We start from the raw sequence: 22034 nt of genomic DNA on the forward strand, positions 1-22034 counted from the left end.
ATGACAATGGCGACCTCTTCTCAGGCAACCCATCAGGCTCAAGATCACGCGCCAGGCGTCTGGCTGGCGAGCGCTGACACACGGCACTACCAACAAGTGGAACAGCGGGTGGTCGGTCAATTGCTGCAAACCCTGCTGTATGAAAACGTGCTGCCTTACCGCCATTCTCCATTGAGCGGCAGCCAATGCCGGTTTGTCGTCAGCGGCCTCGATGCACAGCAACAACCGGTGGAATACCACTGCACAGGCTTGCTGAGCGCCAGCTTCGAACTGATCCGCCTTGATTACGCCACCCTTGAACGCGTCAATGCTTCGGGCGAACACAGCCGTGTGCGCCTGCATCAAGCGCTGGCCGAATTGCTGGTCGATCTTCAGGACGGTCCGCACCTGCCACGCTTCACCCATGAACTGGAACAGACGCTGCTCAAGGACCTGCAATCGCGCAGTCAGGGTTATCAGGCAACCCAGCCATCCCATCAACTGGATGTCGATGCGCTGGAACAGCACTTCATGGACGCCCATAGCTATCACCCTTGCTACAAATCGCGCATCGGTTTCTCGCTCAAGGACAACGCCAGCTATGGGCCGGAATTTGCCGCGCCCGTCGCGATTGTCTGGCTGGCGGTGGCCAAATCCTGTGGGGCGATGAACGTCTCGCGGCACTTGGATTTCGACGAATTCATCCAGCAGGAATTTGGCCTGCAACGCTGGCAGCAACTCGCCGAAAACCTCATCGATCAAGGCAAGTCGCTGGGCGATTACTGGCTGATGCCGGTGCACCCGTGGCAGTGGGAAAACGTCATTGTCCCGGTGTTTTACCCAGAGCTGGTCAGCGGAGAGGTGATCTATCTGGGCACCACCGATGATCGCTACCAGGCTCAGCAGTCGATCCGCACCTTGGCCAATGTCACTGAAAAACAGCGGCCTTACGTCAAGCTCGCGTTGAGCATGACCAACACGTCCAGCACACGCATTCTGGCCCGGCACACCGTGATGAACGGCCCGATCATCACCGACTGGCTGCACCAGTTGATCCGCAGTGACAGCACGGCGCGCGACCTGGGTTTTGTGATTCTCGGCGAGGTGGTCGGCGTCAGTTTTGACTACGAGCACCTGCCGGCCACGCGCATGTCCCAGGCCTACGGCACGATGGGCACTCTGTGGCGCGAAAGCATCCATCAATACCTGCAGGAAGATGAGCAAGCGGTGCCGTTCAATGGCCTGAGTTCTGTGGACAACCGCTACGGCAGCGGTGAACAGATCCCGTTCATCGATGCCTGGATCACACAATACGGGCTGCATGCCTGGACCCGCCAACTGTTGCAGGTCGCGGTGTCGCCGATCATTCACATGCTCTACGCCGAAGGCATCGGCATGGAGTCCCACGGTCAGAATATCGTCCTGATCGTCAAGCAGGGCTGGCCGCAGCGTATTGCCCTGAAAGATTTCCACGACGGTGTGCGCTATTCACCCGAGCATCTCGGGCGCCCCGAGCTGTGCCCGACCCTGGTACCGCTGCCAGCCAGCCACGCCAAGCTCAACCGCAACTCGTTCATCCTCACCGATGACGTGGATGCGGTACGGGATTTCTCCTGTGATTCGTTCTTCTTCATCTGCCTGGCCGAGATGGCGATCTTCCTGCATCAGCACTATCAACTGGAGGAAGCCCTGTTCTGGCAGATGACCGCCGAAGTGATCTCGGCTTACCAGGCCGAACACCCGCAACACCGTGTGCGTTATGAAACGTTTGATGTGTTCGCGCCGTTCTATGAAGTCGAAGAACTGACCAAGCGCCGCTTGCTGGGCGATGGCGAACGTCGTTTCAAATCAGTGCCGAATCCGCTGCATGCCTTCCGGCCGCAATCATGCTGAGGACCAACCTGCTCAAGCAGAAACTCACGGCGGGTGCGCCGGTGTATGGGTTGATCAGTTCGATTCCGGCACCGGCGGCCATCGAGTTGATTGCCGAAGCCGGTTTCGATTTCGTGATCATCGATATGGAACACGTGCTGATCAATCCCGAAACTGTGGAGAACATGATTCGCACCGCCGAGAGCTACGCGATCACGCCGTTGGTGCGGGTCGCGGACCTCAACCCGAAAACCCTGCTGCGCCTGCTCGATGGGGGTGCCCAGGGCATTGTGTTGCCGATGATCGAAGCCCCCGAGCCATTGGCCCAGAGCATCCGCGCCTGCAAATACCACCCGCAGGGCACTCGCAGCCTAAATGCCGGGCGCCCCGGCGCGTTTGGTAAACACAGCCTGGCGAACTACATCGAGCTGGCCAACGAGCAAATCATGATCGTGGCGATGATTGAAAGCGCCGAAGGTGTGCGGCGCGCCGCAGAGATTGCGGCCGTTCCCGGCCTCGACATGATTCTCGAAGGCGCTGCCGATTTATCGCAATCGATGGGCCTGCCCTGGCAGATCGACCGGCCCGAGGTGCAGCAAGCGTTGCTCGCCGCTTGGCAAGCAACCCGTGCCGTGGGCGTGCCGTATTGCGCGATTCCACGCCAACCGGGCGACCACGAACGGTGGTTGGGCCGGGGCGTAAAAAGTTTTGTTTTGGGTGACGAGCGTGGCATCGCTTTTCGTGCCCTCCAGGCCAGATTGGCCGCCACTTCAGCAGAAGGAAAATAATCCGATGAACTTCACCACGATGGCCGCCGACAGGGTGATGCAGGATCTGGTCGATTGCTTGCTGGCCGAACATTTTTTCGGGACCGAACCGCTGAACCTGATGGCGCCCTCGTCATCGGTCGATCAGCCGTTCAGCGGATTGAGCGCCGAGCAGCGCATTTGGGAACGGCACAGTGCGCCGCAGTCTTCGATCTTCGTGGCACTGCGCCCCGGCATCACTCAGCAATGGGAAAAGGTACCGGGTACGCCCGTCGTGGGTCGGGAGAATGGGCAACTGACAGAACTGTCGCCTGAAGCGTTCATGACCCAAGTGTTGGCCGGAATGACCGATCGCTACGAGGACAATGAAAAGGGCTTTGCGCTGTTCCTTGATGTATTGCGCACCAGCGTTCGCCAAACTGAAATGTCATTGGCCCATCGGGTCGACAGCCAGCGCTTGCTGGAAAAAAGTAACGCGGATTTTTTCCTGACCATGGAGCAGTGGGCTTCGCTGCGTGATCGTCCTTACCATCCACTGGCCAAAGCCAAGCAAGGTTTGGATGACGCGGAATATCAGCAGTATCAAGCGGAATTCGCCCAGCCAGTGGCGCTGAACTGGGTCGCGATCGACCGCGCGCTGCTGCAATGCGGCGACGGTGTGGTGGACCTGGAGCAGAGCTATCCCGCCCGCTACCTGTTGCCGCCGGCGTTGCAGGCCGACCTGCAAAAAGAACTGCTACAACGGGGTATCGCCCAGAGCCACATCGCACTGCCGGTGCACCCATGGCAGTTCGACCATGTACTGGAGGCGCAACTCGGCGATGCTTTCGCCAAGGGCGACTGCCAGCGACTGAAATTCACCGACGGCGATTTCTTCGCCACCTCATCGTTGCGTTCGATGACCCCCTGCTTCAACAGCGCTGATTACCTGAAGTTACCGATGGCGATCTATTCGCTGGGTGCCTCGCGTTACCTGCCTGCGGTGAAAATGATCAACGGCGGTTTGAGTGAAGCGCTGTTGCGCCGGGCACTGGGCAAGGATCAGACGCTGCAACAGTCCCTGCACCTGTGCGATGAAACCAAGTGGTGGGCGTTCATGCCGCCGCACGCGACACTGTTCGACGAAGCGCCGCGTCATCTGGCGGCCATGGTTCGCAGTTATCCTTCGGCGCTGCTCGAAGAGGCGGACACCCGACTGGTGCCCATGGCGGCCCTCGGCACGCCATTGCCCGGCAACAACCAGCACTTTTTCGATGACTGGATGGGCTACCGTCAACTGCCGGCCAACACCGCGTCGGTGATGACGCTGTTCCGCGAGTTGTGCCACAGCTTCTTCGAGATCAACCTGCGGATGTTCCGCATCGGCATGCTCGGTGAAGTTCACGGGCAGAACGCGGTGCTGGTCTGGAAGGCCGGCTACGCCCAAGGGCTGTTGCTGCGCGATCACGATTCGTTGCGCATTTACGTGCCGTGGCTGGAACGCAATGGCCTGGCCGATCCGGCGTACCGGCTCAAGAAAGGGCACGCCAACACGCTGTATCACGAGCGTCCCGAAGACCTGTTGTTCTGGTTGCAGACACTGGGGATCCAGGTCAACTTCCGGGCGATCATCGATACGCTGGCGCAGGTTTACTCGCTGCCGGCCAGTACCTTGTGGACGGCGATGGGCGAAGTGCTGAACGAGTTGATTGACACTATCGAGTTCGACACTGAAGCCCGGGCGATGATCAAGCAGCAATTGTTCGAAGCCCCTCACTGGCCACAGAAACTGCTGCTCACGCCAATGATCGAGCGGGCGGGCGGTCCCGGCAGCATGCCGTTCGGTAAAGGCCAGGTGGTGAACCCTTTCCACCGGTTGCATCGTGAAGCCTGACCTTCATTGCCATCCCTCCAGGCGCACGCTGCTGCGCCTGTCGTTGGGCGTGCTTGCACTCAGGTTTACCCCATCGGCGTGGGCCCAAGCCGACGCCGCGCCGCTGCGGGTGATCACCCTGTTTCAGGGCGCCACCGACAGCGCCGTGGCGTTGGGCATCATACCGTGCGGCATCGTCGATTCCTGGAGCGAAAAGCCGACCTATCGCTATCTGCGTTCGACGCTGGAGCCGGCGCCCCATGTCGGGCTGGAAACCCAGCCCAGTCTTGAGGACATCGCGCTGCTGAAGCCGGACGTGATCTTCGCCTCGCGCTTTCGCCATGAACGCATCGCACCGTTGCTCAAGCAGATCGCCCCGGTAGTGATGGTGGAGGAAGTGTTCGAGTTCAAAAAGACCCTGGCATTGATGGGCGTCGCCTTGCACCGCCAGCAGCAGGCCGACGAAGTGTTGGCCCGCTGGCAGCTGCGTATGGCGCAACTGCGCCAACAACTGCAGAAGAAGTTTGCCGGGCGCTGGCCGCCCACGGTGTCGATTCTGGATGTCCGTGAAGACCATATCCGCAGTTATTTGCCGGCCAGCTTTCCAGGTTCGGTGATCACCGAGCTAGGTTTCGACTGGAGTGAGGCCAGTCGGGCAGCGAGTGGGACATCTATCAAACTCACCAGCAAGGAGAGCCTGGCGGTGGTGAATGCCGACATTTTCTTTGTCTTCATGCGCGCGGAGAAGCCGGCAGTGCAGCGAAACTATGAACACCTGGTGCAGCATCCGCTGTGGCAGCAAATGCGTGCGCCACAACAGGGGCAAGTGTGGCGGGTCGACGGGGTGACCTGGAACCTGTCCGGGGGGATTTTGGGGGCGAACCTGATGCTCGATGACGTTGCGCGGCTGGTCACGGCGGACGCGGCCTCATGAGCAATGGTTTGAAGTTGTGGATTGCCGGTGTCGTGTTGCTGATGAGTTGCGTGCTGAGCCTGGCGGTCGGCGCGACCTGGATTCCGTTGTCGCAGATTGTGGCGGCGTTTGCGCATCCCGATCCGCTGAGCGTCAGTCATGTGCTGGTGACCACTACGCGCCTGTCGCGCACCTTGATGGCAGTGGCCGTGGGCGCGAGTCTGGCAGTGGCGGGGGCCTTGATGCAGGCGCTGACGCGCAATCCGCTGGCGTCCCCCGGGTTGTTCGGGATCAATGCCGGCGCGACGTTTTTTATCATTCTGGGTTCCTCGCTGTTTTCCCTGTCGTCCCCGGATGCCTGGCTGTGGTGCGCGTTCATGGGCGCGGCCGTGGCCGGTTGTCTGGTGTGGCTGATCGGCAACATGGGCCAGGGCAGTCTCAGCCCGCTGCGCATTGTGCTGGCGGGTGCGGCGATGGCGGCTTTGTTCTCTGCCTTCAGCCAGGCGTTGCTGGTGGTCAATCAGGATGGGCTGGACACCGTGCTGTTCTGGCTGGCGGGATCGTTGACGGAGCGCAGCCTGTCGGTCGCCGCGCCATTGCTGCTGTGTGGCGTACTCGGACTGTTCGGCGCGATGTTGCTGGCGGGGCAGGTCAACGTGCTCAACGCAGGCGAGGAGATTGCCACCGGCCTGGGCCAGCGAACCGGTTTGATCCGGCTATTGATGAGCGTGCTGGTGGTCTGCCTGGCGGGCAGTGCCGTGGCATTGGCGGGCAGCATCGGGTTTATCGGTTTGCTGGTGCCGCACATGGTGCGCAAGGGGTTGTCCATCGATCATCGCTGGTTGCTGCCGGGGTGTGCGCTGCTCGGCGCGATTATTCTATTGCTGGCGGACACCTTGTCGCGGGTGTTGATCCTGCCTCAGGAAGTGCCGGTGGGCGTGATGACGGCGTTGTTCGGCGCACCGTTTTTTATTCTGTTGGCCCGACGTGGAGGTCGTTATGGATAAGGTCCTGACCTGGCGGCGCAGCGGGTTTTCCCGGCGGATCAACGTCATCACGTTGTGGCGGTTACTGGCGGCGTTGATGGTGACGGTGCTGATCATGCTCGGTTCGCTGTCACTGGGCAAAGTCATGCTGTCGCCGCTGGAGGTGCTGCGAATTTTGCTTTGGAGCCAGGACGCCAGCCTGACGTTCATCGTCGAGCAACTGCGCTTTCCACGCATGCTGTTGGCAGCGTTGGTGGGGGCGGCGCTGTCGGTGTCGGGGCTGATTCTGCAAAGCATCATCCGCAACCCGCTGGCGTCCCCTGACCTGCTGGGTATCACCAGTGGCGCCAGTGCGGCGGCGGTGCTGTATTTGTCGTTTTTCTCCGTGGCGCTGGGCCAACAGTATCTGCCGCTGGCGGCGATGCTCGGCGCGGGGCTGGCGGCATTGGCGATCTATCTATTGGCCTGGAAACAGGGCGCTTCACCGCTGCGACTGGTGTTGATTGGCGTCGGCGTCTGCGCGATGTTGACGGCGGCGACCACCTTCATTCTGGTCTTCAGCCCGCTGACCACGACCCTGTCGGCTTATGTCTGGCTGACCGGCAGCGTGTACGGTGCCAGTTGGCCGGAACCGCTGGCGCTGGGTCGCTGGTTGTTGGGCATTTGCCCGCTGCTGGTGCTGCTGGCCCGGCAGGTGATGGTGCAACAACTGGACGACAACCTGGCCCAGGGCATTGGCGTTCGCGTGCAGTGGTTGCGCGCCGGTTTGTTGCTGGTGAGCGTGGCCTTGGCTGGGGCAGCGATTGCCTGGGGCGGGGCGATTGCATTTGTCGGGTTGATTGCGCCACACATTGCCAAGCGTCTGGTGGCCCCGGGTTTCGGCGGTCAGGCGGTGATGGCGGCGCTCGTCGGGGCGAACCTAGTGGTGCTGGCCGACCTTGCCGGGCGTGTGCTGTTTTTGCCGCTGGATCTGCCGGCCGGCATTTTTGTCGCCGTGCTGGGCACACCCTTTTTTCTCTATTTGTTGATTAAACAACGTCATTAAGGAATTCAACGTATGACGTCGATTGCAAGTCGCGGCCTGACCCTGAGTTATCAGCGCCAGGTGATTATTGACGCGCTGGACATGCAACTGCCCCAGGGCAAGATTTCGGTACTGATTGGCAGCAACGGCTGCGGCAAAAGCACCTTGCTCAAATCCTTCGCCCGACTGCTGAAACCGCAGCAGGGTTCGGTGATTCTCAACGGTGTGGATATTCAGCAAAAGTCCACGGCTGCCGTGGCCCGGGAGTTGGCCATTTTGCCCCAGACCCCCAGCGCGCCGGAGGGCATCACCGTCCGGCAGTTGGTGGCGCTGGGGCGTTACCCGTATCAGAGCTGGATGCAACAGTGGTCGGCGCAAGACGAAGCCATGGTCAACCGCGCGCTGGCGCAAACCAGTCTGCAGGCCCTGGCGGATCGACCGGTGGACGCGTTGTCCGGCGGGCAACGCCAGCGTGCGTGGATCGCCATGACCCTGGCCCAGGACACCGGCATCGTGCTGCTCGACGAGCCCACCACCTTTCTCGACCTGGCGCACCAGATCGAAGTGCTGGACCTGCTGCGCGACCTCAATCGGCTGGAAAACAAAACCATCATCATGGTGCTGCACGACCTCAATCTGGCCTGTCGTTATGCCGACCATATGGTGGCGGTGCACAACCAGACCGCGTTTGCCCAAGGCCGGCCCGACGAAGTGCTGACCGAGGCGCTGGTCAAAACCGTGTTCGACCTCAATTGCCGGATCATTCCCGATCCGTTCTTCGGGACGCCGCTGTGCATTCCGTTTGGCCGGGAGTTGCCGCAATGAGTCTGGCGCGACATTTCACGGCGCCGGAGTGGGCGGTGTTGTCCGCAGGCTTGCGGCTCAAGGGCGGCGACGAGCGCGACCCGTTGCGCTCGTTGCTGGCCCGGGATTTGTTGCAGGAGGACGTGTGCGAGCAACTGCTGGACGCCCTGGGTCCGGTGATTGGCTCGCCCACCCGGGCGATCACGGCCTCGCTGCTGGGCAAGCGCTTGTCCTTCCTGGCGACCGGCGCCTGCTTGTATGCGATGTCGGTGTATGACAAAGGGTTGTTGCTGACGCTCGACAACACGGTGATTGAATACGGTCACGATGACGGGTTGTGGACGTCTTCGATGCCGCTGCATCACGGCCAGCCGCTGACGTATGGGATCAATGAACGCGATGCCTGGAGGGAAGCCTTGGTGCAGGGACTGTTCGCGGGACTGCTGAAGCCGTTGTGGCAAACCTTCAATCGGGTCACCGGTGTTTCCCGACGCATCCTCTGGGAAAACACCGCCGTGCGCGTTTATTCGCTGTATGAAAAACGCATGGCGAAAATCGACGATCCATCGATACGGGCGCGTTATGAAGCGGACTTCCAGTGGCTGCTGACCCAAGCCGATCCCGCACTGTTCGGCCTCGACTACAACCCGCTGAGCCACTTCCGCCGACCACCGACGCTGGTGGACGACGGGCAGCGCAGCATTCGCTTTCGCCGAACCTGCTGCTTTTACTACCTGGCCACCGAGCCCGCTGAATACTGCTCGACCTGCCCATTGCTACGTCCGGGGAAATGCCGATGAGTTACCAGATAAGCCCTCGCCAGCAGCTCGTCAGTCCAGAGTTGATCGACCAGTACCGGGCAATCCCGTCGTCCACGATAGGCCATTTTTCCGACCGCGGCTTTCTGCGGGGAATCAAGCCGCTGTTCAACGATATCCGCATGGTCGGCAATGTGGTCACCGTCAAAGTTTTCCCACCGGACGGCAGCATTTTGCGTGAAGCGTTGCTGCTGAGTGAGCCTGGCGACGTGCTGGTGATCGAATGTGTGGGCGACGCAGAGTGCGGCTGCTGGGGTGAGCTTCGGACCTTGGCCGGCTTGATCAAGGGACTGGCCGGGGTGGTGGTATCGGGCGCGGTTACTGATGTCGGCGCCTTGCGTCTTCATGGGTTGCCGGTGTTTTGTCGCGACGTCAGTGCGTTCACCACTCGGGGTATTGGCGCCGAGGGTGAAGTCAATCAGCCGATCCAGGTGGGCGAGGTTCGGGTGCAGCCAGGGGACTTGGTCATTGGCGACGATGACGGCGTCTACATTCTCGATGCCCGGCGAGCGGCCGAACTGCTGCCCGAATTAATCACCAAGGAAGAAACCGATCAACGCCGCCGCGCGGAGTTCCTGCTCAGACTGGACGCCCGCCTGTCCTAAGGCATCATCGATTTGCTGCGTCGAACAGTCGCGGTTTTTTGATTCGCCGGTCAGTTTTTTGTTTGCCGCAATGGCATTAGTCTATAAACTTAACCTTTCGGTCAGCTTTGCGCTGTCAAACTCAGCCCTTTGAATCGTCAAAAAGGGCTTCCGCTAGACTCGAGATTTCCAGTACATAACCAGAAGGGCGGGCCCATAACCGCCCAGAGGATGATCCATGTCCAACCGTGATATATCCCGGCGCTCGTTCCTTCAGGGCGGGCTGGTAGCGGGTGTGAGCGTGACGCTCACGCCACTGAGCAGCCAGGCGCTGGCAGCCTTGATGGAAAACAGCGTGACCGTGCCCTCCGAGCAATGGCTCGGCAACAACGGCAAGGCACGCACGCGTAACGATGCCTTGTCGAAGGTCTGCGGCAGCAAAGTCTTTGCCCGCGACATCCGCGCCAAGGACATGCCGGGCTGGCCACAGCAACAAGGCCACGCCATGCTGCTGAAAACCATCAAGGCCGACCGCATCTACGCGGGCATGGACCTGTCGTGGCTTGGCGCCGAATTGCAGCCCGACCGCATCGTCACCGCCGCCGACCTGGAGAAAGACGGTATCGCCTTTCCGGAAGATCACGCGCCTGATCCGCTGCTGCCGGAAGGCAAGGTGCCGATGTTCATCGGTCATCCGGTGGCGATCCTGATCTGGAACGACTTCGAGCGTTTTCGCCAGGCCAAGGCCAAACTCAAATTCAATGACAAAGCGATTCGCTACGGCGCCCAAGTGCCGTTCTACGAAGGCGATCCCTACGGCAGCTTCCGCTACGTGCGTGTGGGCGGCAAGACCTCGGCAGACGAAGACGAATTCGCCAGCCTCAAGGACTCGATCCTGTTTCCGATGCTGAAAAACCGTCGCCCGGTGTGGAATTCTCAACCGAACCTGCACGGCAACCTGACCGAGCGCGGGTTGTTCTACGCTGATCGCATGAAACAGCAGATCGACACGCCGCCGGACAACTGGCTGGTGTTCGACGAGCGCTACAAAACCCCATCGATCGAACCCGCCGCGATGGAGCCGGACAACGGCAACGGTTGGTACGACCCGGCGACCAAGACCCTGCATTTCGTTGTCGCCACTCAATGCCCGCTGGAAACCGCGACCGAAACCGCGAAGATGATCGCGCCGTCTCGCTTCGGTCTGGCGCACTTGAACATGCACCCAGGCTACACCGTCGGCTACGGTTCCAAGGACCACAACATTTTCGTCTACTACGCGGCCCTCGCGGCGTTGTACGGCGCGGGTGTGCCGGTGCGCCTGGCCAACGATCGCTATGAGCAGTTCCAGAGCGGCATCAAGCGTCACCCGTTCGATATCCGCTATCAATTGGCGGTGGACAAGACCGATCACAGCTTCAAGATTTTCCGCGCCGAGATGAGCGTCGACGGCGGCGGGCGAGTCAACTACAGCCCATCGGTGGCGGCGGTTGGCGCCACGGCGGCGCAGTCGATCTACTACATGCCGCAGAACGATTTGCAGGTCACGGCCTACCATTCTCGCGCCGTTGAAGCCGGTTCGATGCGTGGCTACGGCACCCTGCAAAGCATGGCGTCCACCGAGATGATGGTCGACGAAATTGCCGATCGCCTCGGCATCGATGCCATCGACCTGCGCAAGAAAAACGCCATGGTCTCGGGCATGAAAAACACCCAGGGCGCGGTGCCGGCGGGTGCCTTGCGCTTGCACGAGATTCTCGACAAGGCCGCCGTGCACGAAGTCTGGAAAAACCGCGACGCGATCAAAAAGCAGCGCGAAGCGCAGGATCCGGATAACTGGTATGGCGTGGGTTTTGCCATCTGCCAGAAAGACTTCGGCACCGGTTCCGAAGCGCCGATGGCCAGTATCGAATTCACCGCGCAAGGGCATATCACCCTGCGCCACATCGGTATCGAAATCGGCACGGGCATGTCCACTTCTCAAGCCTTGGTCGTGGCCGATTTCCTCGGCATCGCGGCGACTGAAGTGAAGACCGGCGAGACCGAATGGAAGGAGTTGCAGCTCATCAGCGGCGGCAACCCGTACATCATGAGTCAGGCCGAGCAGGACAGTTTGCTGCGTAATCCGCGCTGGGTCGGCAAGATTGCCTCGGCGTCGTCGGCGACCAACTCTGCGTACTACTTCAGCCACGCCACCCGTGAAGCGGCACGCGTGCTGTTCAACCACGGTTTGTGGCCGGCGGCGTTGCAGATCTGGAGTCAGGGCCCTTACGGCGGTTCGGCCAACCCTTACGTGGTGCGTCGCGAAGATGCGCATTGGGTTGACGGCAAACTCACCGCCAACGGCATGCAGCCGTTGGGCTTTGAGCAATTGGCCAAGCACGCTCATGAGAAGGGTTTGGTCACTGGCGCGACCGTGCACGGTTTCAACCGCTGGAGCTGGGCCGAGGCCGAGTTCAGCATCGACGGCGTGCGTGAGCGTCTGCCGCTCGACGCCCTGGCTGTCAAGTATGGCGACGGCGCTCCAAGCGTGAAAAAGGCGCAAATGAACAGCGCCGGTTTCCACCTGCTGGATCGCCAGAATGTGCATTACCCGGACACTCAGTTGAACAACGCGGCCGTGACTTACTACAGCCCGGTGGCGACGCTGGTGGAAGTGAAAGTGAACAAGGGCTCGGCCGAAGTGCAGGTGCTCGATCATCACTCGTGGGTCGAGTGCGGTCGGGTGCTGGTGGAAGAACTGGTCAGGGGCCAGATCGAAGGCGGGATCGCCATGGGCATCGGCCATGCGTTGATGGAAGAGATGCCGTTGTACGAAGGCGGACCGGGGGAGGGTGACTGGAACTTCAACCGTTACCGCTTGCCGATGGCGCGCCACGTTGCGGTGTGGAAGCAGACAGCTGAAATCCTGCCGCCGTTGTCGCCGAGCGATCCATCGAAGGGCATTGCCGAAGTGGTGATGATCCCGGTGGTCGGTGCCATCGGTAACGCCGTGGCGCACGCCATCGGTAAACGGGTCCGCGACCTGCCTATCACTTCTGCTCGCATCAAGGAGGCCCTCAATGGCTAACCGTCCGCTTCAACTGACCCTCAACGGTCAATCCGTCGGCCCGGTGGACATCCCTGATGATCTGCCGATGATCGACTACTTGCACGAATACAAGAACCTCACCGGCTCGCGCCTGGGCTGCGGTCAGGGCATCTGCCACGCCTGTGTGGTGATCGTCGACAACCCGGACGGCACCAGCGAAGAAGTGCGCACCTGCATCACCGGCGCGCATTACTTCGAAGGCAAAAAAGTACGCACTATCGAAGGCCATGCGAAACGTGACGAGGAAGGGAACGTCACTGAGCTGAACCCGATCCAGCAGCGTTTCGTCGATGAATTCGCTTTCCAGTGCAGCTACTGCGCCCCCGGTTTTGTGAATGCCGCGACGGTGTTGGTGGAAAAGCTGCAGCGTCAGCCCATCGTCAAAAGCCAACTGGAAAAAGTCATCGAGGACAGCCTCGGTCACCACATCTGCCGCTGCACCGGCTACGTGCGCTACTACAGCGCGACGCGCAACGTGCTGACCGATCTCGGCCTGGTCAAGGAGGGTTAAGCATGAAGCAACTACTTTCCCGCCTGGCGTTGGCGGTTGGTCTGGCTGCGCCGGTGTTGCTGGCCCACGCGGAAGATCAGGTCAAGCACGGCGAATACCTCGCCCGCGCTGCCGACTGCATGGCTTGCCACACCGCGCCGGGTGGCGCGCCGTATGCGGGCGGTCTGCCGATTGTCTCGCCGTTCGGTACGATCTACGGCACCAACATCACCCCGAGCAAAGAGCACGGCATCGGCCTTTACAACGATGACGAGTTCTTTGCCGCGCTCACCGAAGGCAAGCGTCGCGACGGCGCGAACCTGTATCCGGCGATGCCGTACACCTCGTATCACTTGATGCCGCGTGAAGATTCCGATGCGATTCATGCGTACCTGAAAACCATCGAGCCGATTGAGCGTGCAGCCCCGGTCACCAGCCTGAACTTTCCATTCAACGTGCGCCTCGGTCTGATGGGCTGGAACATGCTTTACGGCAAGGACGTGAAATTGGCGCCCACCGAAGGCAAAAGTGACGCCTTCAAGCGTGGCCAGTATCTGGTCGACGTGCTCGGCCACTGCGGCGAATGCCACACCCCACGCGGTTTACCGGGGGCGATGCAGCAGGACAAACGTATGACGGGCGGCCTGCTCAATGGCTATCTGGCGCCAAGCCTGTTGGCCAATGACCTGGCGGCTCGCGGCTGGAATCATCAGGACCTGAGTTCGTTCCTCAAGCACGGCATGAGCGCCCAGGGCACGATGTTCAACGAAATGTTCCCGGTGTTTCACAACAGCACCCAGGGCCTGACAGATCCGGACCTGGCGGCGATGGCGACCTTCCTGCTCGGCGATCAACCACCGGCGGCGAAAGTGCTGACAGACATGTCGTTGGACAAACTCACGGCAAGTGCCCAGCGGGGGCGGCAGGAATACCTCAACGTCTGCGCCGGTTGCCACGCTGTCGGTGGCGAAGGCAAGCCGCACATTGCCGTGGCCATGCGGGGCAACACCACGCTGCGCCTGGAAGATCCGCGCAACCTGGTCCGGGTGATCGACGACGGTATTGGTGAGCAGAAGTTTTCCGGGTTCGAACACATGCAACCGATGCCGGGGTTTGCCGAGAAGCTCAGTCACGAGCAACTCACTGATCTGCTGAACTACCTGCGTCAAGCGTGGGGTGGTCAGGCTGGTGATCTGGCGGTCAATGATGTGCAGACGTTGCGCGCCGATGCGCCGCCGCTCGAGCACAAGGCGCACTGACATGCAGCATCTCGACCTGCAAGTGGTGCGCCGGGCGCTGGAGTGGTCGACGACCGGAAAGCGCCTTTGGCTCTGTACGGTGCTTGCCACCTACGGCTCGGCGCCTCGTGCGCCGGGTTCGCTGCTGGCGGTGAACACCGACGGGCAATGGATCGGTTCGCTGTCGGGCGGTTGTGTCGAGGAGGATTTTCTCGAGCGAGTCGCCGAAGGGGCGTTCCTTGAAGCGGTCAGCGTCGTCCGTTATGGCGAGGGCGACGATCCGCGCTCCCGGGTGAGTTTGCCCTGTGGCGGTGTGCTCGACGTGCTGGTGGAGAAGCTTGAGCCCGATTGCGAGGTTCAGGCACACCTGCGGGAGCTGGAGTCGGCGCTGCTGGGGCAGCGTCGACTGATCCGCGAGATCGATCTGGCCAATGGTGCGCGCAGTCTGTTCGATGATCGCGAGCAGGGTGTGCGAATCGAGCGTGAGATCGATCGGGTGCGCGTGCGCATTGGTGCGGCACAGCGATTGTTGCTGGCGGGGTACTCCTCGGTCGCTCAGGCCTGCGCGGAGTTTGCCATCGGGCTGGGTTTCGAAGTGATTCTCTGTGATCCGCGCGACGAGGTGCTCGACGGTGTGGTGCTTGAAAACGTCGAGATTCGTCGTCAACTGCCCTCGGTATTCATCGCTGACGGCGGCTGCCACAGCGACACCGCGGTGGTGGCGTTGACCCACGATCCGCGCATCGATGACCTGGCAATGATGGAAGCTGTGCGCACCGAGGCGTTTTACATCGGTGTGATGGGGTCTATGCAAACCTCGCAAAAGCGCTTCGAGCGATTGCGTCGGATTGGTGGTTTGGGGGAATTGGAGCTGTCGCGGATTCATGCACCCATCGGCCTGAACCTGGGCAGCAAAACCCCCGCTGAAATCGCCCTCGCCGTACTCGCCGACATCCTGCGGATTCGCAGCGGGATAGCGCGGGATCGACTCTGACCCCCCGGTTCTTCTTGTAGGAGTGAGCCTGCTCGCGATAGCGGTGTGTCAGCTATGAATCTCTGACAGGAAAACCGCTATCGCGAGCAGGCTCGCTTCGACAAAGTATTGCAGTGTTGCTTAGTACCCGAATTTGTCCCGCAGCCCGTAGTACCAGGCGCCTAACGCCGCAAACGGTGTGCGCAGCAATTGTCCGCCGGGGAACGGATAGTGCGGCAGATCAGCAAACGCATCGAAACGCTCGGCCTGACCGCGCAACGCTTCGGCCAACACCTTGCCTGCCAGGTGCGTGTACGTCACGCCATGACCGCTACAGCCTTGGGAATAGTAAATGTTGTCCCCCAGTCGTCCGACCTGCGGAAGGCGTGACAGGGTCAGCAGGAAGTTACCCGTCCAGGCGTAGTCGATTTTCACGTCCTTGAGCTGCGGGAACGCCTTGAGCATCTTCGGCCGAATGATCGCCTCGATGTTCGCCGGATCGCGCGCGCCATACACCACGCCGCCGCCGAAGATCAGCCGCTTGTCGCTCGTGAGGCGGTAATAGTCGAGCAGGTAATTGCAGTCCTCGACACAGTAATCCTGTGGCAGGAGGTTTTTCGCCAATTCGTCACCCAACGGTTCGGTGGTGATGACCTGGGTTCCACAAGGCATCGACTTGGCCGCCAGTTCCGGCACCAGATTACCGAGATAAGCGTTGCCGGCGACGATGATGAACTTGGCCCTGACCTTGCCCTGTGGCGTATGCACCACCGGATTGGCGCCGCGCTCGATGCGCACCGCTGGCGACTGCTCATAGACCGTGCCGCCCAGCGACTCAACAGCCGCTGCCTCGCCCAGCACCAGGTTGAGCGGGTGAATGTGCCCGCCACTCATGTCGAGCATGCCGCCGACATACTGATCGCAGTTCACGACCTCACGGATGCGGCGTTGATCCATCAGCTCAAGCTGCGTGTGACCAAAACGTTCCCACAGACGCTTCTGCGATTCCAGATGACCCATCTGCTTGGCGGTGATGGCCGCGAACACGCCGCCGTCCTTCAAGTCGCACTGGATATTATATTTGGCGACCCGATCACGAATAATCCGACCGCCCTCGAACGCCATCTGTCCCAGCAGTTGAGCCTGCTTGGGGCCGACGCTGCGCTCGATCACGTCGATGTCACGGCTATAGCTGTTGACGATCTGGCCGCCGTTACGGCCCGACGCACCAAAACCCACCTTGGCCGCTTCCAGGACCGTGACTTTAAAACCGCTCTCCAACAGAAACAGGGCAGAGGACAGGCCGGTGTAGCCGGCGCCAATTACGCAGACATCGGTCTCTACTTCGCCCTGCAAGGCCGGACGCGGCGGGACCGCATTGGCCGATGCGGCGTAATAGGACTCTGGGTAGGGAATGTTCGCCATCCTGCTGCCTCTGTTTAATATATTTTACGAGTGCATTGATCCTACCCGAGTTAAAAATCGACCGCCAGCCACCGGAAATTCTGCTTCACGGCAGCAAAATTAAATATTTTGCATATTCATAGGGTTAGCTCGAAAAAAGGTGTTGACACCCCTCCGGAATTCCGTAGAATGCCGCCTCACAGCAGGCACGTAGCTCAGTTGGTTAGAGCACCACCTTGACATGGTGGGGGTCGTTGGTTCGAGTCCAATCGCGCCTACCAAACAAAATCCGCTCTGCTGGGCGGTCTAGAGGGGCTCACCGAAAGGTGGGCCCTTTTTTGTTGTCTTGGATTTCTTCAGAACGTTCACAAAATATCGGGTTCGTTCGCACTGGGCAATGTGAACGCCGATATCAGTTCGTTTTCGGGTGGGATTCTGCTTTGGGGTGGTGGGGGTGGGGTGTTGAAAGTAGTAATCAGCCCTGCGACTGCTTGATGGCAATATCTCGGATGGTTTGGATATTCTGATGGATTGCTGAAAGTACAAACCACACTCCAGAGCCTAGGCAGCCTACGGCGAAGCCAATCAGGGCGCCGATGTACTCGTAGTTGCCCTTCATTGCGAAATACCCCACAACCGTTGCAACGATGATTCCTGCCCAGGCGAAGAAATTCACTACGGTAATCACGATGTCTTTCATTGTCTTTGCTTCCTGCGTGGTTAGAGTTGGGTTACTTTGCCATCATCAGGTTGAGCGGTAAACGGTGGTTCTAAAAGGGTCTTGGCTCGCAACTATATACAGCGGAATTTTGAGATAGGGTTCTCGCCCTTAAAAATCCGAATGACTGTTTTCAATCGCTGAAAATCAATGAAAAACGGTGCGCTCCAGCTAGGTCGCGGCCTACACGCTCGTTCCATCTTTCACACACAATTTACGCACAGGTTTATCCACAGGTAGTACGTTGCAACACCCTGTGAAACGCATTATCTTGTATCTCGGCGGCGAAAAAACCCTACATGTAGGGGTTTGCCGTTAGCTGCTGACCTCGAACGAGGTACTTAGAAAAGTCTGCGAATGGTCGTGCTTCGGTCTCCACAACTTAGAACACAACCATCCGCACCAACTAAAGCTAAACAGTAGCGATTACGTTAGCCCTAGGGGGACTGCATTGAGCCAAACATTGACGTGATCGTCAACGGTTCTCTGCTGGCCGGTAATCCTTGGGGCTGACAAATCTATCCTTTGCTACAAAGGTAAAACGTCATGCCTAGTAATAAAAAGCAGTCCTCATCGAAGTCGGCCAAGCTGGCCTCTGAAACCCTCCGCGATCCGCATGCCTCTAAAATTGCCAAAAGTCTCGCAGCCTCCACGCTGGCCCAAACCAGCACTGGAAAGCAAACGAGTGCTGAGATGGAGGCGAAAGCAGGGCGGGTACTTCAGAGTGAGAAGTACAGCGAAGAGACGAAGACCCTTGCAGGCTCGGTCGTGTCTCAGTCCAACAAAGCACGGGGGGAGTGAATCATGCCTTTTCATGCAGTCGTAACGGTCGATTTGGATAACGGCGTCAGCTCAACAGCTCGCACCAAATTCAATGAAGAACTGAAGAAAAAACACTTCACGAAGCACAAGCTCACAACGCTGTGGACGGTGGTATACGTGGCTGGCACTTCGAGAGAGGCTGCTGTCAAATATGCCCGTGACAGCATTGATGCTGCCGCTGCTACCGCCGGTATCTCCACCTATGAAGCTTTCGTGTCAATCAGTGAGGCGCCGCCAGTAGAGTGGAAGAAAAGCGCGACAAACCCTCTCTTGGAGGGGCTGTTGCGGTTCCAGAAGTAAAAAGCTTTAGGCCCCACCTCGGTGGGGTTTTTCACATCTGGCCATCTGGTTTTTTTGCTACTGATAATGTTGACGCAGCTTCTCTATAGCAGTGGTGATGGCGTCTGCATTCAAATCTAGCGTTCCCAATGCGGTGGTGATGTTGCCGTGCGTATCGACAGAGCCGCGTGCCTCGATCCACAGCGCCACTTCTAAGCCCGGCAGCGATAACATATTGGTTGAGAAGAAGTAGCTCCAATGCGTCGGCCATCGTTTCGTTGCTGTCGCCATTGGGTCGTCCTTGATTGAGTTGAAAGAAGATCGTAGCTCGATTCGAGATTGGTTGGTGAATCTGTTTGTGCTCATGGAGAACCAACTACAATCTGCGGATTAACTCACGTAGAGCGCCAAGGAAGTCCGAATGAAACTGAGCCTTATTGTCTTGAGCTGTGCTGTCGCGGTGGTTCTGAGTGGCTGTGCAACGTCTTCCAAAACCTACACCCCTGATGGGCGTGAGGGCTGCAGTGGTCAATTAATTCCGGACACCTCGATAGGTGGTTTCGACGCCATTGCCCGTTCGTAAACGGTCGGTGGCAGATATCCCAGTTTTGAGTGCAGCCGCTCGTTGTTGTAATACCCAACGATGTATTCAGTGATGTCACGTATCGCTTCGGCGTGGTTGGCGTAATCGCGCCGCCATACCCGCTCCATTTTCAAACTCAGGAAGAAGCGCTCCATCACTGAGTTGTCCCAACAGTTACCTTTACGGCTCATGCTTTGCTGCATGTTATTTCTTGTCAGCAGCGCCCTGTAGCTCGCGCTGGCGTACTGGCTACCGCGATCCGAGTGAGCGATCAGACCAAGTGGCGGTTGACGCTGAGCAACTGCCAGTTGCATGGCACTACACACCAGCTCGGCAGGCATGTTCGGGGCCATGGACCAACCCACGATCTTGCGTGAGAACAAGTCCAGTACCACGGCCAGGTACAGCCAGCCGCTACGGGTCCGGATATAGGTAATGTCCGCCACCCAAGCCTTGTTCACCGCCGCGGGTTCGAATTGACGATTCAACACATTTTCAGCGATCGGCAGGTCGTGGTTGCTATCGGTCGTGTGCACAAACTTGCGCTTCCAGGCCGAACGCAGACCGTTGGCGCGCATCAAGCGACGAATTTTATAAACGCCTATTTCCATACCCTTAGCGCGCAACGCTTTACGCAACGGGCGACTGCCATAGCTGCCGCCACTCGCAGCAAACGACGCCTTGAGTTGCACAGTCACGGGACAAATCGAGGCTGGCGCTCCAGCACGCTTGTTGGCCTCGTAGAAACCGGATCGGCTGATACCCAGCAGCCGACAGACATACGCCACCGAATAAGCCTTCTGTTGCAGCTGACGAACCAGGCGATACGTTACTTCAGCTCGCGGGCAAAGAAGGCGGTGGCTTTTTTTAATACATCGTTATCCATCTTGAGCTGGCGGTTTTCCTGCTCCAGCTGCCGGATGCGCTGTTGCTCAGCCGTCAACGGTTTGCCGATTCCGGCCTCTCCCAGCTGTTCAGCCTCGTACTGCTGTACCCAGCGCCGGACGGCGGTCTCACCAATATTCAGGTCGCGACAGACCTGCGGAACGGCCAGTCCTTGGTCCTTGATCATCTTTACGACTTGCAGCTTGAAGCTGTCGTCGAATGCCCTGCGTTTGCCAGTCATGAAAAACTCCTCGATAGATGCATTCTCCACCTATCGAGGTGTCCGGGGAAATTAGACCACTACAGTGTCGGTTACCGAGCTGCGACTGGAACGTTTTGATGGCACTCACTGGGTTGACCATCCGCCGATCTAGATATTTGCCACCACCTCCCAAGGGCCACCATGCGTGGCCTTTTTCACATATCTTCTAGACATTTGTCGGTGAATTGCGTCTTTCAAATACGGCTAACATCAGTTTTGCTGGATGGTGCATTTCCCTTTTCCTCAACTGAGGCTCGCTAATGAAAGAAGATACAGGGGGTGGTTGTTCATCGCTTGTGTCGCATTGGTTGGCGTGCTGAGCGGGCTTTTTCCTCTGCATCGATTCCCAATGGGTACGGTATTTGGGGCATTTCCTTATTGGTTGTGGCTTGCAGTGGTCAATTAATTCCGGACACCTCGATAGGTGGTTTCGACGCCATTGCCCGTTCGTAAACGGTCGGTGGCAGATATCCCAGTTTTGAGTGCAGCCGCTCGTTGTTGTAATACCCAACGATGTATTCAGTGATGTCACGTATCGCTTCGGCGTGGTTGGCGTAATCGCGCCGCCATACCCGCTCCATTTTCAAACTCAGGAAGAAGCGCTCCATCACTGAGTTGTCCCAACAGTTACCTTTACGGCTCATGCTTTGCTGCATGTTATTTCTTGTCAGCAGCGCCCTGTAGCTCGCGCTGGCGTACTGGCTACCGCGATCCGAGTGAGCGATCAGACCAAGTGGCGGTTGACGCTGAGCAACTGCCAGTTGCATGGCACTACACACCAGCTCGGCAGGCATGTTCGGGGCCATGGACCAACCCACGATCTTGCGTGAGAACAAGTCCAGTACCACGGCCAGGTACAGCCAGCCGCTACGGGTCCGGATATAGGTAATGTCCGCCACCCAAGCCTTGTTCACCGCCGCGGGTTCGAATTGACGATTCAACACATTTTCAGCGATCGGCAGGTCGTGGTTGCTATCGGTCGTGTGCACAAACTTGCGCTTCCAGGCCGAACGCAGACCGTTGGCGCGCATCAAGCGACGAATTTTATAAACGCCTATTTCCATACCCTTAGCGCGCAACGCTTTACGCAACGGGCGACTGCCATAGCTGCCGCCACTCGCAGCAAACGACGCCTTGAGTTGCACAGTCACGGGACAAATCGAGGCTGGCGCTCCAGCACGCTTGTTGGCCTCGTAGAAACCGGATCGGCTGATACCCAGCAGCCGACAGACATACGCCACCGAATAAGCCTTCTGTTGCAGCTGACGAACCAGGCGATACGTTACTTCAGCTCGCGGGCAAAGAAGGCGGTGGCTTTTTTTAATACATCGTTATCCATCTTGAGCTGGCGGTTTTCCTGCTCCAGCTGCCGGATGCGCTGTTGCTCAGCCGTCAACGGTTTGCCGATTCCGGCCTCTCCCAGCTGTTCAGCCTCGTACTGCTGTACCCAGCGCCGGACGGCGGTCTCACCAATATTCAGGTCGCGACAGACCTGCGGAACGGCCAGTCCTTGGTCCTTGATCATCTTTACGACTTGCAGCTTGAAGCTGTCGTCGAATGCCCTGCGTTTGCCAGTCATGAAAAACTCCTCGATAGATGCATTCTCCACCTATCGAGGTGTCCGGGGAAATTAGACCACTACAGCTGTTCGCTGGAGCTGCGGTCTAAAAGAGATGCACGAGAGTGGCGG

Annotated in this window: 20 protein-coding genes and 1 tRNA gene; 16 read left to right on the top strand and 5 right to left on the bottom strand. The window is 59.1% G+C overall.

Going from position 1 to position 22034, the window contains the following annotated elements:
- The 13 genes from LOY55_RS10375 to LOY55_RS10435 all read left to right on the top strand — a co-directional run bounded on the left by LOY55_RS10375 (position 1) and on the right by LOY55_RS10435 (position 15412).
- A complete protein-coding gene (locus LOY55_RS10375) occupies positions 1-1872 on the top strand; it encodes an IucA/IucC family siderophore biosynthesis protein (RefSeq protein ID WP_223524046.1) in 1872 nt (623 codons plus the stop codon).
- Positions 1866-2639 (top strand): HpcH/HpaI aldolase/citrate lyase family protein, encoded by a 774-nt coding sequence (locus LOY55_RS10380; protein ID WP_223524047.1) that lies wholly within the window; start codon positions 1866-1868, stop codon positions 2637-2639. The genes LOY55_RS10375 and LOY55_RS10380 overlap by 7 nt, the downstream gene beginning before the upstream one ends.
- Before the next feature lie 4 nt (positions 2640-2643).
- Positions 2644-4491, top strand: coding sequence for an IucA/IucC family siderophore biosynthesis protein (locus tag LOY55_RS10385; protein WP_223524050.1), 1848 nt, complete (start codon positions 2644-2646; stop codon positions 4489-4491).
- Entirely contained in the window at positions 4481-5404 is a 924-nt protein-coding gene (locus LOY55_RS10390; protein ID WP_223524053.1) for an ABC transporter substrate-binding protein, read from the top strand. The genes LOY55_RS10385 and LOY55_RS10390 overlap by 11 nt, the downstream gene beginning before the upstream one ends.
- Positions 5401-6390: an iron ABC transporter permease gene (locus tag LOY55_RS10395; protein WP_223524055.1), complete on the top strand. Its 990-nt coding sequence runs from the start codon at positions 5401-5403 to the stop codon at positions 6388-6390. Before LOY55_RS10390 ends, LOY55_RS10395 begins: the two co-directional genes overlap by 4 nt.
- Positions 6383-7414: an iron chelate uptake ABC transporter family permease subunit gene (locus LOY55_RS10400; protein ID WP_223524058.1), complete on the top strand. Its 1032-nt coding sequence runs from the start codon at positions 6383-6385 to the stop codon at positions 7412-7414. The genes LOY55_RS10395 and LOY55_RS10400 overlap by 8 nt, the downstream gene beginning before the upstream one ends.
- A 12-nt stretch (positions 7415-7426) precedes the next feature.
- Positions 7427-8218 (top strand): ABC transporter ATP-binding protein, encoded by a 792-nt coding sequence (locus tag LOY55_RS10405; RefSeq protein WP_046026871.1) that lies wholly within the window; start codon positions 7427-7429, stop codon positions 8216-8218.
- Entirely contained in the window at positions 8215-8997 is a 783-nt protein-coding gene (locus LOY55_RS10410; protein ID WP_223524060.1) for an IucA/IucC family C-terminal-domain containing protein, read from the top strand. Before LOY55_RS10405 ends, LOY55_RS10410 begins: the two co-directional genes overlap by 4 nt.
- Positions 8988-9620 (top strand): RraA family protein, encoded by a 633-nt coding sequence (locus LOY55_RS10415; protein ID WP_109785863.1) that lies wholly within the window; start codon positions 8988-8990, stop codon positions 9618-9620. Before LOY55_RS10410 ends, LOY55_RS10415 begins: the two co-directional genes overlap by 10 nt.
- Positions 9621-9837: 217 nt before the next feature.
- On the top strand, positions 9838-12669 hold the full coding sequence (locus LOY55_RS10420; RefSeq protein WP_109785862.1) for a xanthine dehydrogenase family protein molybdopterin-binding subunit: 2832 nt from the start codon (positions 9838-9840) through the stop codon (positions 12667-12669).
- Positions 12662-13201, top strand: coding sequence for a (2Fe-2S)-binding protein (locus tag LOY55_RS10425; protein WP_109785861.1), 540 nt, complete (start codon positions 12662-12664; stop codon positions 13199-13201). Before LOY55_RS10420 ends, LOY55_RS10425 begins: the two co-directional genes overlap by 8 nt.
- Positions 13202-13203: 2 nt before the next feature.
- Complete coding sequence (locus LOY55_RS10430; protein ID WP_223524063.1) at positions 13204-14439, top strand: cytochrome c; 1236 nt, start codon at positions 13204-13206, stop codon at positions 14437-14439.
- 1 nt (position 14440) lies between these two features.
- Positions 14441-15412 carry an XdhC family protein gene (locus tag LOY55_RS10435; protein ID WP_223524066.1) on the top strand — a complete coding sequence of 324 codons (972 nt, stop codon included), beginning with the start codon at positions 14441-14443 and terminating at the stop codon, positions 15410-15412.
- Positions 15413-15532: 120 nt separating this feature from the next.
- On the opposite strand, the gene LOY55_RS10440 is transcribed toward LOY55_RS10435, so the two are convergent.
- On the bottom strand, positions 15533-16816 hold the full coding sequence (locus LOY55_RS10440; protein ID WP_109785858.1) for an FAD-binding oxidoreductase: 1284 nt from the start codon (positions 16814-16816) through the stop codon (positions 15533-15535).
- 183 nt (positions 16817-16999) lie between these two features.
- Between LOY55_RS10440 and LOY55_RS10445 the strand changes: the two genes are divergently transcribed.
- Positions 17000-17076 (top strand) — tRNA-Val (locus LOY55_RS10445).
- Between the two features lie 194 nt (positions 17077-17270).
- Here the strand turns inward: LOY55_RS10445 and LOY55_RS10450 are convergent.
- The gene (locus LOY55_RS10450) at positions 17271-17495 is read right to left on the bottom strand and encodes a hypothetical protein (protein WP_008028259.1); all 225 of its coding nucleotides are present in this window, start codon (positions 17493-17495) and stop codon (positions 17271-17273) included.
- Between the two features lie 564 nt (positions 17496-18059).
- On the opposite strand from LOY55_RS10450, the gene LOY55_RS10455 reads away from it, so the two are divergent.
- Together LOY55_RS10455 and LOY55_RS10460 are read left to right on the top strand one after the other, a co-directional pair.
- Positions 18060-18314 carry a hypothetical protein gene (locus LOY55_RS10455; RefSeq protein ID WP_223524069.1) on the top strand — a complete coding sequence of 85 codons (255 nt, stop codon included), beginning with the start codon at positions 18060-18062 and terminating at the stop codon, positions 18312-18314.
- Between the two features lie 3 nt (positions 18315-18317).
- Positions 18318-18635 carry a hypothetical protein gene (locus LOY55_RS10460; protein WP_223524072.1) on the top strand — a complete coding sequence of 106 codons (318 nt, stop codon included), beginning with the start codon at positions 18318-18320 and terminating at the stop codon, positions 18633-18635.
- Positions 18636-18692: 57 nt separating this feature from the next.
- On the opposite strand, the gene LOY55_RS10465 is transcribed toward LOY55_RS10460, so the two are convergent.
- From LOY55_RS10465 to LOY55_RS10475, 3 genes are all read right to left on the bottom strand, one after another.
- Positions 18693-18905, bottom strand: a complete 213-nt coding sequence (locus LOY55_RS10465; RefSeq protein ID WP_309475399.1) for a hypothetical protein — start codon at positions 18903-18905, stop codon at positions 18693-18695.
- A gap of 237 nt (positions 18906-19142) precedes the next feature.
- Positions 19143-20323, bottom strand: a protein-coding gene (locus LOY55_RS10470; RefSeq protein WP_408980969.1) for an IS3 family transposase whose coding sequence is annotated in 2 segments (ribosomal slippage) — positions 19143-20056 and positions 20056-20323 — 1182 coding nt in all. Because the reading frame shifts where the segments join, the coding sequence is not laid out codon by codon here.
- A 419-nt stretch (positions 20324-20742) separates the two neighbouring features.
- Positions 20743-21923, bottom strand: a protein-coding gene (locus tag LOY55_RS10475) for an IS3 family transposase (RefSeq protein ID WP_408980969.1) whose coding sequence is annotated in 2 segments (ribosomal slippage) — positions 20743-21656 and positions 21656-21923 — 1182 coding nt in all. Because the reading frame shifts where the segments join, the coding sequence is not laid out codon by codon here.
- Between the last annotated feature and the right edge of the window lie 111 nt (positions 21924-22034).

It is taken from the genome of Pseudomonas sp. B21-040, assembly GCF_024748695.1.
Lineage (GTDB): Bacteria > Pseudomonadota > Gammaproteobacteria > Pseudomonadales > Pseudomonadaceae > Aquipseudomonas.

What these genes read in the sequence shown, in the direction of transcription:
- LOY55_RS10375 (WP_223524046.1), top strand. Translation starts at nt 1, where the DNA reads ATGACAATGGCGACCTCTTCTCAGGCAACCCATCAGGCTCAAGATCAC.
- LOY55_RS10380 (WP_223524047.1), top strand. Translation starts at nt 1,866, where the DNA reads ATGCTGAGGACCAACCTGCTCAAGCAGAAACTCACGGCGGGTGCGCCG.
- LOY55_RS10385 (WP_223524050.1), top strand. Translation starts at nt 2,644, where the DNA reads ATGAACTTCACCACGATGGCCGCCGACAGGGTGATGCAGGATCTGGTC.
- LOY55_RS10395 (WP_223524055.1), top strand. Translation starts at nt 5,401, where the DNA reads ATGAGCAATGGTTTGAAGTTGTGGATTGCCGGTGTCGTGTTGCTGATG.
- LOY55_RS10400 (WP_223524058.1), top strand. Translation starts at nt 6,383, where the DNA reads ATGGATAAGGTCCTGACCTGGCGGCGCAGCGGGTTTTCCCGGCGGATC.
- LOY55_RS10405 (WP_046026871.1), top strand. Translation starts at nt 7,427, where the DNA reads ATGACGTCGATTGCAAGTCGCGGCCTGACCCTGAGTTATCAGCGCCAG.
- LOY55_RS10410 (WP_223524060.1), top strand. Translation starts at nt 8,215, where the DNA reads ATGAGTCTGGCGCGACATTTCACGGCGCCGGAGTGGGCGGTGTTGTCC.
- LOY55_RS10415 (WP_109785863.1), top strand. Translation starts at nt 8,988, where the DNA reads ATGCCGATGAGTTACCAGATAAGCCCTCGCCAGCAGCTCGTCAGTCCA.
- LOY55_RS10420 (WP_109785862.1), top strand. Translation starts at nt 9,838, where the DNA reads ATGTCCAACCGTGATATATCCCGGCGCTCGTTCCTTCAGGGCGGGCTG.
- LOY55_RS10425 (WP_109785861.1), top strand. Translation starts at nt 12,662, where the DNA reads ATGGCTAACCGTCCGCTTCAACTGACCCTCAACGGTCAATCCGTCGGC.
- LOY55_RS10430 (WP_223524063.1), top strand. Translation starts at nt 13,204, where the DNA reads ATGAAGCAACTACTTTCCCGCCTGGCGTTGGCGGTTGGTCTGGCTGCG.
- LOY55_RS10435 (WP_223524066.1), top strand. Translation starts at nt 14,441, where the DNA reads ATGCAGCATCTCGACCTGCAAGTGGTGCGCCGGGCGCTGGAGTGGTCG.
- LOY55_RS10440 (WP_109785858.1), bottom strand. Translation starts at nt 16,816, where the DNA reads ATGGCGAACATTCCCTACCCAGAGTCCTATTACGCCGCATCGGCCAAT.
- LOY55_RS10450 (WP_008028259.1), bottom strand. Translation starts at nt 17,495, where the DNA reads ATGAAAGACATCGTGATTACCGTAGTGAATTTCTTCGCCTGGGCAGGA.
- LOY55_RS10455 (WP_223524069.1), top strand. Translation starts at nt 18,060, where the DNA reads ATGCCTAGTAATAAAAAGCAGTCCTCATCGAAGTCGGCCAAGCTGGCC.
- LOY55_RS10460 (WP_223524072.1), top strand. Translation starts at nt 18,318, where the DNA reads ATGCCTTTTCATGCAGTCGTAACGGTCGATTTGGATAACGGCGTCAGC.
- LOY55_RS10465 (WP_309475399.1), bottom strand. Translation starts at nt 18,905, where the DNA reads ATGGCGACAGCAACGAAACGATGGCCGACGCATTGGAGCTACTTCTTC.